The 18,017-nt window shown below is 65.7% G+C and carries 13 protein-coding genes and 1 tRNA gene; 2 read left to right on the forward strand and 12 right to left on the reverse strand.

Annotated elements, in window-relative coordinates; genetic code table 11:
* Positions 1-375: 375 nt before the first annotated feature.
* Positions 376-5,361: a DUF4011 domain-containing protein gene (locus tag AC239G_RS15000; RefSeq protein WP_487489197.1), complete on the reverse strand. Its 4,986-nt coding sequence runs from the start codon at positions 5,359-5,361 to the stop codon at positions 376-378.
* A 107-nt stretch (positions 5,362-5,468) separates the two neighbouring features.
* On the opposite strand from AC239G_RS15000, the gene AC239G_RS15005 reads away from it, so the two are divergent.
* A tRNA-Arg gene (locus tag AC239G_RS15005) sits at positions 5,469-5,544 on the forward strand.
* Between the two features lie 152 nt (positions 5,545-5,696).
* Here AC239G_RS15005 and AC239G_RS15010 read toward each other — a convergent pair.
* From AC239G_RS15010 to pdxH, 6 genes are all read right to left on the reverse strand, one after another.
* Positions 5,697-6,761: a universal stress protein gene (locus AC239G_RS15010; protein ID WP_139468173.1), complete on the reverse strand. Its 1,065-nt coding sequence runs from the start codon at positions 6,759-6,761 to the stop codon at positions 5,697-5,699.
* Between the two features lie 167 nt (positions 6,762-6,928).
* Positions 6,929-7,429 carry an HNH endonuclease gene (locus AC239G_RS15015; protein WP_139468172.1) on the reverse strand — a complete coding sequence of 167 codons (501 nt, stop codon included), beginning with the start codon at positions 7,427-7,429 and terminating at the stop codon, positions 6,929-6,931.
* Between the two features lie 416 nt (positions 7,430-7,845).
* The gene (locus tag AC239G_RS15020; RefSeq protein ID WP_139468171.1) at positions 7,846-8,670 is read right to left on the reverse strand and encodes a C40 family peptidase; all 825 of its coding nucleotides are present in this window, start codon (positions 8,668-8,670) and stop codon (positions 7,846-7,848) included.
* A 457-nt stretch (positions 8,671-9,127) separates the two neighbouring features.
* Positions 9,128-9,814 (reverse strand): iron-dependent transcriptional repressor DtxR, encoded by a 687-nt coding sequence (locus tag AC239G_RS15025; protein WP_139468170.1) that lies wholly within the window; start codon positions 9,812-9,814, stop codon positions 9,128-9,130.
* Between the two features lie 263 nt (positions 9,815-10,077).
* Positions 10,078-11,550, reverse strand: coding sequence for an aldehyde dehydrogenase family protein (locus AC239G_RS15030; protein WP_487489198.1), 1,473 nt, complete (start codon positions 11,548-11,550; stop codon positions 10,078-10,080).
* A 204-nt stretch (positions 11,551-11,754) separates the two neighbouring features.
* Positions 11,755-12,426: a pyridoxamine 5'-phosphate oxidase gene (gene pdxH / locus AC239G_RS15035; protein WP_139468168.1), complete on the reverse strand. Its 672-nt coding sequence runs from the start codon at positions 12,424-12,426 to the stop codon at positions 11,755-11,757.
* Positions 12,427-12,601: 175 nt separating this feature from the next.
* Between pdxH and serC the strand changes: the two genes are divergently transcribed.
* Positions 12,602-13,783 (forward strand): phosphoserine transaminase, encoded by a 1,182-nt coding sequence (serC, locus tag AC239G_RS15040; protein WP_487489199.1) that lies wholly within the window; start codon positions 12,602-12,604, stop codon positions 13,781-13,783.
* A gap of 307 nt (positions 13,784-14,090) precedes the next feature.
* Here serC and AC239G_RS15045 read toward each other — a convergent pair whose 3' ends face one another.
* The 5 genes from AC239G_RS15045 to AC239G_RS15065 form a co-directional block, all read right to left on the reverse strand.
* Complete coding sequence (locus AC239G_RS15045; protein ID WP_181270724.1) at positions 14,091-14,588, reverse strand: DUF456 domain-containing protein; 498 nt, start codon at positions 14,586-14,588, stop codon at positions 14,091-14,093.
* A 162-nt stretch (positions 14,589-14,750) separates the two neighbouring features.
* On the reverse strand, positions 14,751-16,028 hold the full coding sequence (locus AC239G_RS15050) for an MFS transporter (protein WP_139468165.1): 1,278 nt from the start codon (positions 16,026-16,028) through the stop codon (positions 14,751-14,753).
* Between the two features lie 8 nt (positions 16,029-16,036).
* Positions 16,037-16,996 carry a DUF3027 domain-containing protein gene (locus AC239G_RS15055; RefSeq protein WP_487489200.1) on the reverse strand — a complete coding sequence of 320 codons (960 nt, stop codon included), beginning with the start codon at positions 16,994-16,996 and terminating at the stop codon, positions 16,037-16,039.
* Positions 16,996-17,376: a cold-shock protein gene (locus AC239G_RS15060; protein WP_101543626.1), complete on the reverse strand. Its 381-nt coding sequence runs from the start codon at positions 17,374-17,376 to the stop codon at positions 16,996-16,998. The genes AC239G_RS15055 and AC239G_RS15060 overlap by 1 nt, the downstream gene beginning before the upstream one ends.
* A 405-nt stretch (positions 17,377-17,781) precedes the next feature.
* Positions 17,782-18,012 (reverse strand): hypothetical protein, encoded by a 231-nt coding sequence (locus AC239G_RS15065; RefSeq protein ID WP_101543627.1) that lies wholly within the window; start codon positions 18,010-18,012, stop codon positions 17,782-17,784.
* Positions 18,013-18,017: the final 5 nt, after the last annotated feature.

The raw sequence follows: 18,017 nt of genomic DNA on the forward strand, positions 1-18,017 counted from the left end.
CATCCGAGAGCGGGCCTTCTTCATGTGTGAAACGTATTGAGCTGTCTGCAACCGATCAGGAGCTATGACCAGTGCGGGGGCTTCTGCGAACGGTAGTCGTCCTCGCTGAAGCCGCCGCCACCGGAGTCGGCTTCATTGCGCAGAGTCGCTCGATATCGGCGCTTCGCCGCTTCGATCCGGGCCCTCCGAGACTCATCAGTTTCGGCATCGCCGTCGCCATGTGATGGCTGTACCGGCTCAGCGCCGGACTCGCCGTCCCCGTGCGATGGCTCTTCCGGCTCACCGCCTGCCCCAATGACACTGGGATCGACCGTTCTTCGGTCGCGGCCGCTCGTTTCTCGGCCGCAATCAGCATCCTCGGTGCCGGCGGGCCGGTCAGGCATCGTCGTTCTTCGACCCCGACTTCGCCGAGGCGGTCCCGTCTGTCCCGGATTCAGCCGACTCCGACTCCCCCGACTCCACCTCGGCCGAATCCGACCCGCCAAAGTCAGCGGCGGTCGAATCTTCGTCGGCCGAATCCGAGTCTGCGGACTCGGCCCCAGCCGCGCTGGCGGCCCCAGCTGCACTGGCGGCCTCAGAGTCGTGCGTGGCAGTTGCCTCCGCGGACGAACGTGCACTGTCCTCACCGGCACTGTCAGACTTCGCATCAACCGAATCAGCGTGGGCGGACTCGTCGGCCGCCTCGGGGACCTGGTCATTGCTTGCGGTCTGGACGAGGCCGGCGGAGCGGAGCTCATCGGCACGGATCTTACCGGTGTCGAAGGTCGGCAAGATGTCGTTTTCGACAGGGCCGGCCGAGTTCGACCGTGGGATGAACACCTCAGCGCCCGTGACTTTCTTCGCCTGCGCATGGCGTTCGCGGTAGCGGTCGACGGCGGCCTGCAATTGGGAATCGCCGCGGCTCGAGTTGCCCTTCTGCGCCAGGGCGGTGCGCAGCAGATCTTTGATCTCACCGTCGCCGCGCACGACCGCATCCGACTGGATCCAGTCGATCATCTGATCGAGGCCTTCGGCGGAGTACTTGTGCATCGGCAGACCGGGCACGAGCTTCGGTCGGCTGCCGGTGCGGCCGACGACCACCGACGCGGCACGTGCCGCGTTGAGCACGGCCTGCGGGCTCATCGTCTCCACGGTGGCACGCCAGGTCTCGAAGATCTTCTCGGTCTCTGTCTGCGGGTCGACGAACGCATCGGTCGACCACACGCGCATGAACTTCCAGCCTCGGCGGCTCAGCTGTTCGGGCAGCACCCGATCCCGCTGGCGCAGGCTGCGCATCGACGCGTATTCGGGTCCGTCACCGGCGACGGCGATGATCATTCCGTGCTCGTCCTCGGTGGAGTTCGCCACGGCCAGGTCGATGCCGTTGTAGTGTTCGTGAGCGACGACGCCGAGCTGCAGCAGCCGGTCGGCGATGTCATTGAACAGCGGATCGTAGATCTCGCCGTGCGGTCCGGGCTGGTGGACGCCGCCGGTCGCGACCTCCTCGAGCAGCTGCGGGAGCATGACCGCTCCCCCGTTGAGTTTGCTGCGATCGAAGTCCTCGGCCTCGATGCTCGAGACCAGGGTCAGCCGCTTACGGGCCCGCGTCATCGTGGCCGCGAGGATGCGACGACCGTCCGGCCCGGAGAGCGGACCGAAGTCGTGGATGACGCGACCGTGGACGGTGCGGCCATAGCCGAGGGTGAAGATCACGGCATCGCGCGACATGCCCTGGACGCGTTCGGCGTCGGTGACGACGAATGGTTCCTTCGAAGAATCGTTGAAGAACGCCGCCACATACGGCAGATCCTTCATCGCCCGCGAGATCGCCGTCGCCACTCGCTGCGCATGATGCGGGGTGAGCGCGACGACGGCCAATGACTCCCGCGACCGATTCCGCGCGTGCTTGAGCACCAGATCGACGACGCGTTTGACCTCGGCGTCGGGGCTCTCGACCCGACCGGTCCCGATGTCCGTGGGGCCCCTGCCGTCGGCGACATAGGAGAATTCGAGGCCGCTGCCCTCACCGGTATGCGCGGTCGGCAGCGTCGAAATCGTCGAATCGTAGAAGTGCCGGTTGGCCAGGTCGATGAGCCCGACCGGGGACAAGCGGTAGGAGTTCGACAGTCGCATCCGCGGCAGGAACTCGCCGAGGCGGTCCTGCACCGAGCGGGGATGTTTCCCGTCGTCCATGCCGAAGCGATCGACCGCGATCGAGAACGGGCGCGGTCCGAGCAGGCGGGAGTCTCCGAGGGAGATGACCTGACGGGCTCGGGTGATTCCGGGGACGACATCGGCGACCGAGAGCCGTCCGGCATCGGCGATGACGACCGCATCGAAGAGAGGCAGAGCGGAGAAGAGTTCGGGCACCGTGTACGGGCTGCCCATCCACACCGGGGCCAGAGTCGTCAGCAGTTCGGGTGCCTGCGTGGAGATCCGCTTCGTCGAGGTGTGCTTCGACAGCAACTCCTGTTTGATGACTCCGGCGGCGATCGGGTCGGATTCGATTCCGCGCTTCCATGCCTGCGCATGGTTGTAGCGCAGTCGGGAGGCACCGGCGGCGACGAATGCGCGGTCGTTCTCGCGGAAGCCTTCGGCCACCTGGTGGAGAGCTGCACCGTCGTGGCGGCCGATCGCAGGATCTTCACCGGCCATGGTCTGCAGTACGGAGGCCCAATATGCGAGGTCGAACTCGGGGCCGACGAGTGACTCGTCGACCTTGCGCCTGCGCAGATCGGCCATGAGATCGCCGAGGCCCTCGCCGTCGAGTTCACGCTGCAGGCGGGACCGTTCGGGCAGATCGGCGAGGTTCTCCGAATCGCTGCCCATCGCTTCGGCACGTGCCTGAAGTTCCTCGATGAGCATCGATCCGAGGTCCCCGCCGTCCGGCGTCGTCTCGAGGATCGGGGCGAGCTTGGCCATATCGGCTTCGACGCTCTGGAGGATCTCGTCGGCTTCGAGGACGCCGCGCGGGATCTGCGGGCGGCCGTCATGTCCGGCGAGGTCCGAAAGGATGACCCGCTGGGCGCGGACGTCGATGAGTGCCTCGTGGAGGTCAGCCACCTCGGCGCCGGGCCGGAGGAACTCCGCGGCCGACTTCTTCAGCCGACGGCGCTGCATCATGCCCATCTCGACGCCGACATCGGCCCGGTATTCGGGTGTGCCAGTGGCGGCGATGAGGTCATCGAGGCGGTGGTCGTAGATGTCAGGTGCGAAGTTGTCGAGCGTCTTGCGCACGCGCAGGAGCACGCGGACGGCGCGGGACCAGTCATCGACATTGCGGCGCGGATTGAGTTTCGCCTTCTGCAGCACCGGTTCGGCGGCAGCGACGAGGTCGGGGATCGTCCGACCGATGCGTTCGGCCACGGTGCGTGCGGCTTCGGCCTCTTCGACGGATTTGAGATCGGCTCCGAACCAGACGGTGTCTTCGACATCGAGGGTGAAAGCACCCAGTCCGGCGAGTTCACCGAGTTTGCCGCGCAGGATGTTCCGGCGGTCGTCGCTGGCGCCGAGGATATCGTCATCGAAGCGCACCGGTGTCTGCGGGGAGTCATCACCGGAGGTCAGTTCGGCGAGGTGCTGCATGGTTTCGTAGACGGAGACGTCCCACGGCTTGCGCCTGCGGTGCAGGGAGGAGACGTGGTCGGCCAGGGTCGCCCGCTGTTCGTTGAGTTCGGTCAGCAGTTGAGACAGGTCCGGGCGTTCGGACTTCTCTGCCGAGGCGATGAGACCGATGAGCTGTTTGCGGATGTCTTCCGAACCAGCGCGGGTGTCGACCGCGAAGTCGGAGAGTCCGACCTCGCCGAGGCGAGCAGAGAAATCGTCGAGCGCATCGGAGGTCTGCGCGAGGAAGAGGACGCTCTTGCCGGTGTGTGCCAGTGTGGTGGCCACGGCGACGGCAACCTGGGTGGCACCGGTTCCGGGCGGGGTGTCGACGACGACGGAGTGACCGGACACGGCAGCGTCGACGACGGCCTGCTGGTCACCGTCGACGTCGATGACGAGGAATTCCTCCTGCGGCTTCCGGTCGGGAAGAGGGGTGATCGGCTCCTGAAGCGCAGCGGGTACGACGTCTTCACCGTCGGCTTCAGCCGCGGGTGCTGTCTTCTCAGACTTGGTCGCCGATACAGCTTCGGCATCGGTCGACGTCTTCTCGTCGTCGGTGGTCGTGTCGACGGCGGACTCGGCGGCAGTGACCGGCTCTGCGGCATCGAGTGGTTCGTCGGTGATCGGCACGGTCGGCTGACCGTAGTCCTCATCGGCATCGGCATCCGCTGCATCAGCGGCACCGGTAGCTGCCTCGGACGAAGCATTCTCGGCCGCAGGCTTCTCGGACGCAGCTTTCTCACCGGTCTTCTCGCCGCTGGTTGCCGACTCAACAGCGGACTCAGCAGCATCCTCGGCGCGGTCGCCTTCTGCCGTTTCCGCAGTCTTGGTCTCAGCTCCTGACTTCGCTGCGTCCGCGGAGGTCACTTCAGGCGCCGACTTCTCGCCGCCTGCGGGTTCGGTGTCCTTGTCTGCGGACTCGGCGGCAGCGGCGACGCCGGCGACTCTCTTCGCTTCGGTTCGCTTCTGCTCGGCTTCGGCCTTCTCGGCGGCGGCGATCTTCTCGTCCGGGAGCACGCCCGGCTGCGGCACATACGAGGGCCCGCCGAGGGAGGCACGCACGTCCTCGTCACCGGCCAGCGCCCGCAGAACGGGATGCTGGGTAGGCAGGTAGTCGGTGGAGAACGGGTTTGCGATGTTCGCGAACGTCGAGATGATCAGGCGGTGGTTGATCCGCAGACCGGGCACGTTCTGCCCCAGATCGCGCAGGCGGTCGAGAGCCGGGCCGGGGTCGAAGCCGTGCGGTCCGCCGGTCGCGTCGACCCATTCGTCGACGGGCACGTCGAGGTCGTATTCCTCGCGCAGATGCTGGACGAGAGCGGGGTTGATCGTGATCTCGTTGTCGAGCACGATCTCGTAGTCCTCGACTCGGGACCCACGAGGCACCAGCGTGATGTGGCGCATGACGACGGGGGCGTTGAACTTGAACTTCGCGTCCTTTTCCGTCCACGAAGCAAATCCGAGCGCCAGGTGGGCGGTGCGGATGCCGCGTTCGTTGTCGAGCTGCTCTGCCTTCGACCGGATGGATTTCGCACGCCGACGCGCGTCCGTGAGGATGTCGTGGTCGCGGATGAGGCTGGAGAGTCGGGTGGCGCGACCTGCCAGCAGCTGTGCCAGGCCGGAGGGGTGGGCGCCGGAGAGGTCGATGCTTCCGTCACGGGAGTCCCGGAAATGAAGCATGGTGTCGCGACCGCCCAGATGGGCAGCCTGCTTCTTCCACTCGGCGAAGACATCTCCGAGTTCTGGGAACTGTTCGTCTCTAACGGAATCCGACACAATTCGACCCTAACGAGAAACTGTCCATAATAGGTGCTGGCACACCGTGGAACAGTGAGGTTTCTTCTACGCTACACTGGGTGATCGTGGTTGAGGACGACCACCTGGCCCCCGTAGCTCAGGGGATAGAGCACCGCTCTCCTAAAGCGGGTGTCGGCAGTTCGAATCTGCCCGGGGGCGCCAGAACCACCTGTCCGAGCAAGATCCACTTGCCGATGTCGCCCAGACCCACTATCGCCGAGGCGGCCGATCGTATCGATCGGCCGCCTCGGTGATCGTCTTCCGGCCTGAATGATCCGCTCCTCGTGATCGGGATTCACGGACTCAGGCGGGGTCTATAGGCCAGGCTCTGCCGGGGCCTCGTTGCTCTTGCGGCGACCGTGATCGCGGGCGACGCGGACGACCATCGTCGGGCACTGCGAGTACGGCAGCACCGACTGCGAGGTCGAACCGAGCAGGAGGCCGGCGAATCCGCCGCGGCCACGCGAGCCGATGACGAGCACTTCGGCCGTGTCAGAGGCTCGGACGAGCACCTCGGCGGGCTGGCCGTCGAAGAGCGTCCACGTGACGTCGAGATCAGGGAACTCTTCGGCCAGCCGCTGTTTGGCGACGACGAGTTTGTCCGCGCCCTCGTTGACGAGGCGTTCGAGGTCGGCGGTGCTCGGCAGCCACTCGGGACCGATGACCGTTGTGGTGATCACGGCGACGATGTGCAGCGGTGAGCCACGGCGCACAGCCAATCGGGCCGCCTTCCACAGCGCCGGGGATTCGGCGCCGAGGGAGTCGACGCCGACGACGACCTTCCCGTCGAAGCGCAGACCTTCGATCGACTCGGCATTGGGGTCGTGGGTTTCGACCTCGACGCCGTCCTGTCGGATCGGCCGCGACGAGGTCGGGTGCGCGGGGCGCTCGGCCTGGTTGTCCCAGCAGGAGGGGACGACGACTGTCGGGCATGCGGAGTGCGCCGGCAGAGCGCTCGAGACCGTGCCGAGGAGACGACCGGCGAAGCCGCCGCGCCCGCGGGAGCCGACGACGGTGAGGCAGCCGGTCTTCGATTCGTCGATGAGCACACCGGCGGCGTCTCCGATCTCGATGACCGCCTCGACGGGAACACCGGCGGCCTTCACCTCGGCGGCGGCCTCCTTGAGCGTGTTCGTCACGGCCGCACGGATCGAGCTGTCGTCGATGGGCACATAGGACACGTCGATGGCGGCCGCGGCCACGCTCGGGATCGTGTAGGCGCCGACGAGGCGGATCGGACGGTCCAGGGAGCGTGCCTCTTGGATCGCCCAGGCCAGGGCATTGCGGCTCGGCGGCGAACCGTCGATTCCGACGATGACGGCTTCGGGCTCACCGGCCGGGGCCGGGTCGGGGTTCTGTGGGCGATCCTGCTCACTCATCGCAAGCTCCTTGGGTCGAAGCGAACTTCTGTTTCGTCCACCCTAGAGCACATTGACGGTGAGAACTTCACCTATGTCACATCGTTATCCGAATTGCGCCAACATATGGACAACACGGTCCCCTATCTGGGACGATGGCCCGTTTTCAGGCGGCGCTGGAGCTGTTGTCAAGCAGCGCTGGAGTATTCGAGGAATGGTCGCCACTTCTCGACGGGCTTGTCGATCCCACGCATCCACAGCTGACCCAGGCGGGGCTCCTGCGGCAGGAAGCTGAGCTTCCAGCCGATCTCACTGAGAGTGCGATTGCCCTTGCGATTGTTGCATTCGCGGCAGCACGCGACGAGATTCTCCCAGGTGTTCGCTCCTCCGCGGGACCGTGGGACGACGTGGTCGACGGTGTACGCCGGTTTCGAGCAATAGGCGCAGCGGTGGCCGTCCCGACGCAGGACTCCGCGACGGGAGAGCGAGACGCGGCGGTTGCTCGGCGGGCGCACATAGCGGGTGAGCAGGATGACGGAGGGCTGATCGAGACTCATGTGCTCGGATCTCACCGGAATGTCCTCTGCGGCCAGAACTGTCGCCTTTCCGGTCAGCACGAGCACCACGGCTCGTGTGAACGGAACGATCGACAGCGGTTCATAACCGGCGTTCAGCACGAGAGTCTTCATATCTCGCCCCTCATCTTCTTCTCTATCGGGCCGAAACCGGCTGCCCCGGCCCCAGGGAACACAAAAGGCGCCGTGCTCATGGGCACAACGCCTGGGAAAGAGGGCACGGAGACAGATATGTACTCCGCACCAGAGACTGGAGCGGCTATTCGAATTATTCGACTATGCCCCATCCGCTTTCCTTCGCATCAGCGGTTGACACCACTTGGTGTCCACCATTTATGGAACTCAATCTTCTCCAGAGTAACGCCGCGCGCGCCCGTGACCCAATTCATACGGCTAGCGTCACGGAAACTTCGGTTTCCGTTCACCGAATCTGGTAGGCGCGAGCGGGCGCGCGAAGTTTCCGGGCATACGAAAGCTCCCCGTGCGACTCGAGGACCGTCGAGTCTCACGGGGAGCAATCGGAACGAAGATCAGAGAACGCGGATGAAGGTGACGTTGCCCATCCAGCTGTAGCTGCGCTTCGAGGTTCCCGAGCTCGGCGAACCGGCATCGTACATCTGTCCGCCACCGGCGTAGATGCCGACGTGGCCGGGGTGCCAGATGAGGTCACCGGGCTTGGCTTCGGACTGCGAGACGATCTGGCCTGCACCCTTCTGTGCACCGGAGGTGCGGGGCAGGTTCACGCCGACGTGGCTGTAGACCCACGAGGTGTAGCCGGAGCAGTCCCAGCCGCTCTGGCTGGTTCCGCCCATGACGTAGGGGGTTCCGACGCCCTTCTGGGCCCAGGCGAGGACCTGCTCGGCCTTGGATCCGTCGATGGATCCGGCATCCGAGCCGGAGTCCTTGGATTCGCCCGAATCGGACGATCCGCTGTTGGCGGTGTCGTCGGAGGTTCCGGCGGATTCGTCGGAGGAGGGAGTGGAGGTTTCGACCGGCTTGGGCTTCGGCTTGGGCTTCGGAGCAGCTTCAGCGGTAATGGCCTTGCTCTCGACACCGAAGGAATCGGACTTCTTGTCGTCCTTCTTGTCCTTCGAGTCGTCGCCGATGGTGACGGTCTGGTTCTCGAAATCGACCTTCTGGGTGGTCTCGGCTTCTGCGGAGACCTTGCTCTGGTCGTCGGCTCCCTGGCCGGCGGCCGGCATCACTGCGGCGGTCAGCAGACCACCGCTGGCAGCGACAACTGCTGCGCGACGGCCGAAGACGCCTGAGTTGGCGTTCAGAAGTTCAGTGAGTTCGGTCAGTGGAGTCTTGACCTTGGCATCGGCGGCGCGGCGGCCATGCTGCTTAGTTGCCACGTTTTCCCTCTCGCACCTATTGGCTTTCCGGGCCAACCGCCGCTCTTGGTCCTTGGTATCCCACAGCGAGCGCGGCGTTCGGTTCTCGCTGTGCAGTCGTCATTGCGTGAACGACCTCCACAACTGTAACCAATCGGTGACTGATTGTCACGTTTTTGTCACAACCACCGGAGGAAAACCGTGATGTTTTCCATAAAACCGCAGGTCAGAGGCCTTAAACGGCGTATAATATTCGTAACATTTTCTCGTTATACGACGTGACCCAGGGGTGGAAAATCCACTCCCTGGGTCAGAGATCACAGTCATTTGTAACGAATCGGGGTTCGGGCACCCGCTTTTTCGTTACCGTTGCTCGGTCTCGTCGTTATCGAGACACAGCGCTGCCGTCACCGAAACGCCCTCTCGTCCCGTTACCGAGACTCAGTCTCGCCGCTATCGGCGGAGGCCTCTGGGCGTCTCAGCTTCGGTAGGCGAAGACGTGCGAGGCGGTCTCGACCGGCAGGTCGAGTACGTCCTGCGCGCCGGGCACCTGCACGGTGATGTATTCGCCGTTGCGAGAGATTTCGACGTCGCTGCCCGGCAGGACGCCGGCGACCTGGAACTGCTGAAGCAGATGGATATCGACCTGCAGGGGTTCGGCCAGCCAAGCGATCGTCAGCTTCTTCGCACCGTCCCGGCCGACTGCCGTGGCGAGGTCGATGACGTCGGTGGTCTTCGAGGCCTCGCCGCCGATGACGTCGAGTCCGGGGATCGGGTTGCCGTAGGGCCCGGTGGAGGTCTCCGCGAGCAACGTCACGAGCTTGCGCTCGACCTGCTCGCTCATCACGTGCTCCCAGCGGCAGGCCTCGTCGTGGACGAGTTCCCATTCGAGTCCGACGACATCGGAAAGGAGACGCTCGGCCAGGCGGTGCTTGCGCATGACGTCGGTGGCGATCCGTCGGCCCTCCGGAGTGAGCTCGAGATGGCGGTCGTTGCCGACGTGGAGCAGTCCGTCGCGCTCCATTCGCGCCACGGTCTGTGACACGGTGGGGCCGGAATGGTCCAGGCGCTCGGCGATGCGGGCACGCAAAGGCACGATCGACTGTTCTTCGAGCTCGATGATCGATTTGAGGTACATCTCGGTTGTATCAATGAGGTCGTTCACTTCTGACCAGCCACTCCACTCTTCGTCTTCAGGTCGTTTCGACCGTTTCAGGCGTTGTCACCATTTCGGGTCGTTCCGACCCTGCCCCGCCCCGCACAGGCGAACCCGTTCGCGGCCGTTGCGATCTGCCCCAATCCTATCGTGCGTTCAGCAATTCCCGTGATTCGAGGATTCGCCCCGTCCCGGAGGCGACCTCGGTCAGCGCCTGACGGCTCGACCGGGGTCTGCATCTGCCCGCTCGGGAAGAATTCGCACCGCCCGGCTCAGCCCGCGTTCGTGTAGGTCGTCTTGTGCACTGTGAAGAACTCGCGTGCCGCCCGAGCCTGTTCGCGGGGACCATAGCTCGACCCTTTCCGTCCGCCGAAGGACACGTGATAATCCACTCCTGCAGTCGGAGCATTGACCATGACCATCCCGGCATCGGCGTAACGCTTGAAGTGGGTCGAATATTTCAGGGAGGTCGTGAAGATGCCCGCGGACAGTCCGAACTCGGTGTCGTTGGCCACGGCCAGCGCTTCGTCGTAGTCGGCGACCTCGATCACCGAGGCGACCGGACCGAAGACCTCTTCGACGTTGATCGTGTCGCCCGGCTTCGTGCCCGTGACGAGTGCGGGCGCGAGGAAGTACCCCTCCGTGTCCGAGTCGATGAGCTCACCGCCGGTGACCTCCCCGCCTTCGGCTCGGGCCTTGGCGATGTAATCGAGGTCCTGGTCGAGCTGGGTCTTGGAGACCACGGGTCCGATGGCGACGCCCTCGGCTCGGGCGTCTCCGACGGTCAGCGCCGCCATCTTCTCCTTGAGCAGCGCGACGAATTCGTCGTGGACACCGGAGGTGACGATGAGGCGGGAGGACGCGGTGCAGCGCTGGCCGGTGGAGAAGAAGGCTCCGTTGATCGCGGCCTCGGCGGCCGCTTCGAGGTCGGCGTCGCCGAGCACGACGAGCGGATTCTTCCCGCCCATTTCGCACTGCACTCTGATCTGGTGGGCCGCAGCCGATGCGATGACGGACCGTCCGACGGCGACGGATCCGGTGAAGGTCACGGCGTCGACCTTCGCCGAGGTGGTCAGTGCGTCCCCAACCACGGAGCCCGGCCCCATGACGAGGTTGAGGACCCCCTCGGGCAGTCCCGCCTCGGCGAGGATATCGACCAGTGCGTACGCACTGGCGGGGACGAGCTCGGCAGGTTTGAACACGATCGTATTGCCGAAGGCCAGAGCCGGGGCGATCTTCCAGGCCGGGATGGCGATCGGGAAGTTCCACGGGGTGATGATGCCGATGACGCCGATGGGCTCGTGCGTCATCTCGGTGATGAGCCCGGGGCGGACCGAGTCGACGACCTCACCGGTGTTGCGAATGGTCTCGCCGGCGAAGAACTTGAAGATCTGGGAGGCGCGCAGCACCTCGCCCTTGGCTTCGGCGAGCTGTTTGCCCTCTTCCCGGGCGAGCAGATCGCCGAGTTCGTCGGCGCGTTCGGCGATGAGGCTGCCGGCCTTGTCGAGGATCGCGAATCGCTGCTGTGAACCGAGGTCCGCCCAGGCCGGGGCGGCAGCGCGGGCGGCATCGATCGCCGAGGCGACCGTGGCGGCATCCGCGCGGGCGTAGCGGCCGATCACATCGGACGGGTCGGACGGGTTCGTATTCGTCGACCGGTCGTCGCTGGGTACCCGGGCTCCGCCGATGAGGTTGTCGAAGACGGCGTCGGGTCCGTACTGGGTGCTGAATGCTGGGGGTGTCATGGGTGCTCCTTTGCATCGTCTGCGCCTGGTTGCGGTGCGCATGTTGTGACCATTGTGCTGGGTGGCCGGCGCCCTGTGCTGATTCGTTCTGCAACACGGACCCGTGACGTGGACCAGTGGCGCGCCACTGATCCGCACTCCGAAACGGTGCTGTCGATCTCCGCTGCGCTGCGGCACAGTTCGGCGGTGCTCAGGGGAGGAACCTCAGGGGTAGAGGCGGACGACCGACCAGGCCGAGGCGTCATCGAGGTCGGCCGCGTCGTGACTGCTGTCGGCGCGGCGGAAGACCCACCGGTCGTGGAACCGGTTCTGCTGACCCTGCCAGAATTCGATCTCGAAGACGCGCACGCGGAATCCGCCCCAATGATCGGGCCGCGGCACGTCCTGACCCTCGAACTCGGCCGCCGCTGCATCGTATTCGGCCTGCATCTGCTCGCGGCTGGTCACCGGCTGGGACTGCTTCGACACGGTCGCCCCGATCTGCGATCCACGGGGGCGCACGGCGAAGTAGGCGTCCGAGTCCTCGGGGGCGGCCACCTCGGCGACACCGCGGATGCGGACCTGTCGTTCCATGTCCTGCCACGGGAAGTTCACGGCGATGCGGGGGTCGGCCCGCAGCTGCCGGCCCTTCGCGGAGTCGTAGTCGGTGAAGAACAGCAGTCCGCGCTCGTCGAGGCCTTTGAGCAGGACGATGCGCGAGCTCGGGCCCCATTCGTCCAGGGTCGAGACGGTCATCGCATTCGGTTCGCGGACATGGTCAGCCGCCTCGTCGTACCACTGGCGCAGCAGGTCCAGGGGTGCGGTGTCCGGGTGTTCGAAGACGGCTGAGTCATAGGACTTCCGGGTCTGCGGGAGACGATCGACGGGCTCACTCATGTCTTCACTCTACGACGCGGCACGGACACGAGTCAGCCGGGTCCCGCCTCGGCGGGCGATCGAGCCGGGTCCCGCCTCGGCGAGGGCAGTCGAGACTCGGAATGTCGAGACGGCACGTCCGTCACATGACGGACCGGTGCCAGGCGCCGGGCGGGCCCGCCGTAGAATGTCGAGCGTGACTGCGACGAATATTGAGATCCCGAAGAACCTCCTGCCCGCCGACGGACGCTTCGGGTCCGGCCCGGCCCGCATCCGCCCCGCCCAGATCGAGGCGCTGACCTCGGCCGCGACCGAGGTGCTCGGCACCAGCCACCGCCAGGCTCCGGTGAAGAACCTAGTCGGCCGCATCCGCTCCGGACTGGCCGAGCTGTTCAGTCTGCCCGAAGGCTACGAAGTGGTGCTCGGCAACGGCGGATCCACCGTGTTCTGGGACATCGCGGCCTTCGGCCTCGTCCGCGAACGGGCCGCGCACGCGACCTTCGGCGAGTTCGGACAGAAGTTCGCGAAGGCCACCGACACCGCCCCGCACCTGAAGTCGTCCCTCGTCCTGGGCGCCGAACCGGGCACCGCTGCGATCCCGACACCGGAGGCCCTGGCTGCCGCTGGTCTCGTGGACTCCCCCGCCGAGGCGGCCACCGGAGAGTCCGCCGCCGACGTCTTCGCCTGGCCCCACAATGAGACCTCGACCGGTGTGGCCACTCGGATCGCACGTCCGACCGGGATCGCCGAGGATGCCCTCGTCGTCATCGATGCCACCTCAGGTGCCGGCGGACTGGCTGTCGACATCGCCGAGACCGACGTCTACTACTTCGCCCCGCAGAAGAACATGGGCTCCGACGGCGGACTGTGGGTGTCGATCATGTCGCCGCGCGCGATCGCCCGCGCGCAGGAGATCAAGGACTCCGGACGCTGGATCCCGACCTCGCTCGACCTCGTCACCGCGATCGAGAACTCGGCCAAGGACCAGACCTACAACACTCCGGCCGTCGCAACCCTGCTGCTGCTCGCCGAACAGATCGAGTGGATCAACGGCAACGGCGGTCTGCCCTGGGCAGCCGAACGGACCGCTGAGTCCTCCGGGCTCGTCTACGACTGGGCGGATTCCGCCGAGGCGGCCCACCCCTATGTTGCAGACGCTGCGGATCGTTCGTCGGTCGTGGCCACCGTCGATTTCGATGAGTCGGTGAATGCTGCTGCTGTGGCCAAGGTGTTGCGGGCCAATGGCGTCGTCGACGTGGAGCCCTACCGCAAGCTCGGCCGCAACCAGCTGCGCATCGCGACCTTCGTCTCCGTCGACCCCGACGATGTGCGGGCACTGCTTAACTGCATCGACTTCGTCATCGACGCCCTCAAGTAGCGCAGAGCCGCGACCGGCGGCTGCGGACGCAACGCATACGCAAGTTTCCAGTGTCGGCCGCCAGCACCTCGGCCGCGCAACTCCTCCACTCAGTGCCATAACGACCCGTTGCAAAGGGGTGTTATGGCACTCAGTGCGTCGGATGCGTTTGCCGCGGTAGGAGAAGCCACTCCGAGGACGTATTGCCGCTACCGGTGACGGATGCATGCGCCACGGGCGGAACTTGGGGCATCCCTCACCCTTCGCGACAAAACACCCCACTGCAACGATGCAATTAAGCCCTAACGGTGACGGATGCTTGCGAGCCTCAGGCGAAGAAGTGGATGAGGACGCCGATGCCGAAGGTGATTCCGGCGAGCATGGCGAGGATGAACTCGATGCCCGCACCGAGGCCGATCGCCTTGATCGACTCCCAGCTGGAGTTCCACGCCGTCTTTCCGTCCTTGAGGCGGGAATACTCGGCGAGGTAGAGACCGGCGACGAAGCCGATCGGCAGGCCCAGCACCGGAATGACGAAGAAGCCGATGACGGCGAGCACTCCGCCCAGCAGCACCGAGGAGTTCGGCACCTGCATGGATTTGAGTTTGCGGCCCGTGAGCACGAGCGAGGCACTCATCCCGGCCGCGACGAATACGGCGACTATGGCGAAGATGATCCATGCGGTCGGTCCGCCGATGATGATCGCCCAGATGAGCACCGCGATGGCGATGAGGATCGACCCGGGCAGCACCGGCACGATGATGCCCAGGCAGCCGACGAGAATCGCCAGGCCGACGAGCACCGAGGTGATGATGTCAGTTGTCACAGTCCGTCCGTTTCCATTGCTCGACCCTCGAATCCCTCGCCGAGGCGGTCGATCGAAATTCTATGACACGAACCTCCGGGCCCGCCGAGTGCCGGGTTCCTCCCGCCAACGCCCGGGGCCGAACGCCCACCGGCAGTAAGCGACCCCGCCCGCTCGAACCCGTCAGTGTCCGCTGCCGCCCGGCGGCCTGCCCTGATAGCTCATGTGCAGCCGGATCCGCGACTTCGGATCCCGGTGGAGGCGCAGGTCCTTGGCCATGATCATCCACAGCAGGCCCACGGCGAAGGCGAGGATCCCCGAGGCGGCTCCGACGACGAGCGCCATCCGCGGTCCGAAGACATCGGCGACCCAGCCGGCCAGGGGTGCCCCGATCGGGGTGCCGCCCATGACGACAGCCGCGTAGATGGCCATGACTCGGCCGCGGTAGTTCGGCGCGGTGGTCGTCTGCACATAGGCGTTCGCCGAGGTCATCATCGTCAGCGATGCGAAGCCGACGAACATGAGCGAGGCGGCGAAGAGGTAGTAGTTGGGCATCAGCGATGCCACGCCGACGGCCACACCGAATCCGCCGGCGGCGCCGAAGATGAATCGCAGTCGGGGCTTCTCCCGCCTGGCCGAGGCGAGCGCCCCGGTCACGGAGCCTATGGCCATGACGGAGTTGAGCAGGCCGAAGCCGCTGGCATCCTTGCCGAATTCGATCTTCGCCATCGTCGCCGTGTAGATGTTGAAGTTGAATCCGAAGGTCGCGACGATGAACAGCACGACGAGCACGACCGTGATGTCCGGGCGTCTGCGCAGATATTTCAGCCCGCCGAGGACCCCGCCCTTGCCGCGCCGACCGGAAGGGTGCAGCTTCGATTTGTCGAGCCGGAGGAGCACCGTGAGCGTCGCCGCGAAGCCGAGTCCACTGATGAGGAAGACGGGACCGGGCCCGATGACAGCGGTGAGCACACCGGCCACGGCCGGACCGATCATGCGGGCGCCGTTGAAGGACGCCGAGTTGAGGCTGACGGCATTCGGCAGCAGCTTCTCACCGACGAGTTCGGAGACGAAGGCCTGCCTGGCCGGGTTGTCCAGGGTTGTCAGCATCCCGAGCGTGAACGCGAGCACGTAGACGTGCCAGAGGACGATGACGTCGGTGATGGTGAGGACGAAGAGGACGAGTCCGATGAATCCCAGCAGCGCCTGAGTGACCATGAGCAGACGCCGTTTGTCGAACTTGTCGACGAGGTTGCCCGCGAACGGGAACATGATCAGCTGCGGGCCCAGCTGGAGAGCCATGGTGAGGCCGAGCGCCGAAGCGTTGTTGTCCGTGAGCATGGTCAGGACGATCCAGTCCTGCGCCGTGCGCTGCATCCATGTCCCGGTGTTGGAGATCAGGGCACCGGCGAACCAGTGCCGGTAGTTCGGCTCCGACAGTGACCGGAACATCTGGGACATCGAGTGGTTCAGCCCTCCTGGAACTCGAGCTCGCCGGAGTAGTCGTCGACGACCGCTTCAGCAGGCTCGTTGTTCGGCCGTCTCACATCGGTCTCCGAATGCGCACCGCACCCGGATTCGAGTCCGACCACGCGACCGTCGAACGGCGACCACGCATTGGCGCAGACTCCGAACTTCTGGCGCAGCGATCCGGCGATCGGCATGAGGTAGCCGCAGCTGCCGCAGTGTCCGGCCGCGCGTGAGGCGAACTCGCTGTCGGGTCCGGCATCGGATTCCGCCCACCGGCTTGCGGCCGCGCTCAGCCCGTCGGAGGAGAGCACGCGTTCACGACCGAGACCGAATTCGAAGTTCTGGATCTGGTCGACGTTGTCCGCCGCATTGTCCTCGGTCTGCTGGAAGCCCGGCTGCAGGTTCGGATCCTGGTCGAGCTTCGGCAGGGTGTCGCGCGGACCCATATCACCGGGTTCGAGTCGTTCCTCCCACGGCACCCATTCGGGGGCGACGAGAGCGTCGGGTCCGGGCAGCAGCGCGGTTTCGCAGACCGTGACCTTCTTCGCGCGCGGGGCGCGGGCGAGTACGGCCACCCACCGCCAACCGCGGTAGGTCGGGTCGGTGCACACGAAGTAGTGGGTGACCAGTCGCGTCGCCTCGGCCACCGTGCCCAGGTGTTCGCCGACGACGGCGGTGCCGGCCACCTCGGTGATGGCGGTGCGGGCGATGTCGATCGCCGCGGCCAGCTGGGTGTCGAGGACGACCTTCTCCGTGCCCGATCGCGGACGACCGGTCTTCGCTGCCTTCGCCGAGGCGGCCGTGCCGGAATCCGCGGCGACCGCACTTCCAGCGGCGGTCGATTCGCCCGCAGCGGTCGGCACATCGCTGCCAGGGGCTACCTCGGTGGCCTGTTCGGCGTCGTTCTCGGCGGGCGCGGCGGTCTGCCGGGCCAGCCAATCACTGAACAGTGATGACATCAGGACTCCAAATCGTCGGCAATCGCCCGCAGCAGGCTGGCGACCTTGTTCCCATGGGTGGGGTCCGGGTAACGGCCGTGCTGCAGTCCGTTGTTGAGGTCATCCAAAACTTTGATGACATCTTCAACCATAACTGCCATGTCCACGGCCGGACGTCGGCGGGCCTTGGCGACTTTGCCGGGAGTGGTGATCGGGCGGGCCTTGAGCACCTGCGCTCCGCGGCGGGAATCGACGACATCGTATTCGAGCCGGGTGCCCTTGGTGACTTCGACTCCCTCGGGCAGCACGGAGGAATGGAGGAAGGCCTGCGAGCCGTCCTCGGCGATGACGAAGCCGAAGCCCTTGTCGGCATCGAACCATTTCACGCGTCCGGTGGGCATGATGTCCTTTCTGTCTGTTCGTACCCGTTGAAGCGGGCTGATCGTACGGTGCCCGCAGGTGCGGGCTGTGTGTCGGTCGGCTGCGGAGTCGGATTCCGCGGCCGGGAAGCAGGTCGGGTGGTGTGGTCGCTGTGCTCGTGTGCCCTCATCGCCGTCGATCAGACCATGCCGACTGCGGGACCGAGGGCATCGCATCGGCGCTGTGATCCCTGGCTCTCACCTGTCCGTGGAGGTCACGTGCAGGGTGGCGGTGAGCACCTTGTCCGCGGCGGGAGATCACGGGGGCGTACGCGATTGGGTGGTCGGCCGCCTCGGCGAGGTGGGGATCCGCACCATTCGATCACACTGTGCGGGTGGGGCTCATGCCCGTACCCGAACCTGCGGGGTGAGGCATGAGTGATGGTTTCAGCGGTGGCCCACCCCGGTCTGTCTGCGTCGGATGGCGGCTCGGATCATGGCCACGCAGGCGAGGATGACGGCGATGGGCACGAGGATCATGGGCAGGTAGGTCAGCAGCGGACTGGGCGTGAGTCCCATCCAGGCCTGGCCGAGGACGCCGATGAGGCCGAGCGCCCCGATGGCTGCGGCGGCAACCGCGGCGACGACGATGGTCGTGTCGACTCGAGTGGCTGACAATGCGC

The organism is Brevibacterium sp. Lmc1, from assembly GCF_057654315.1.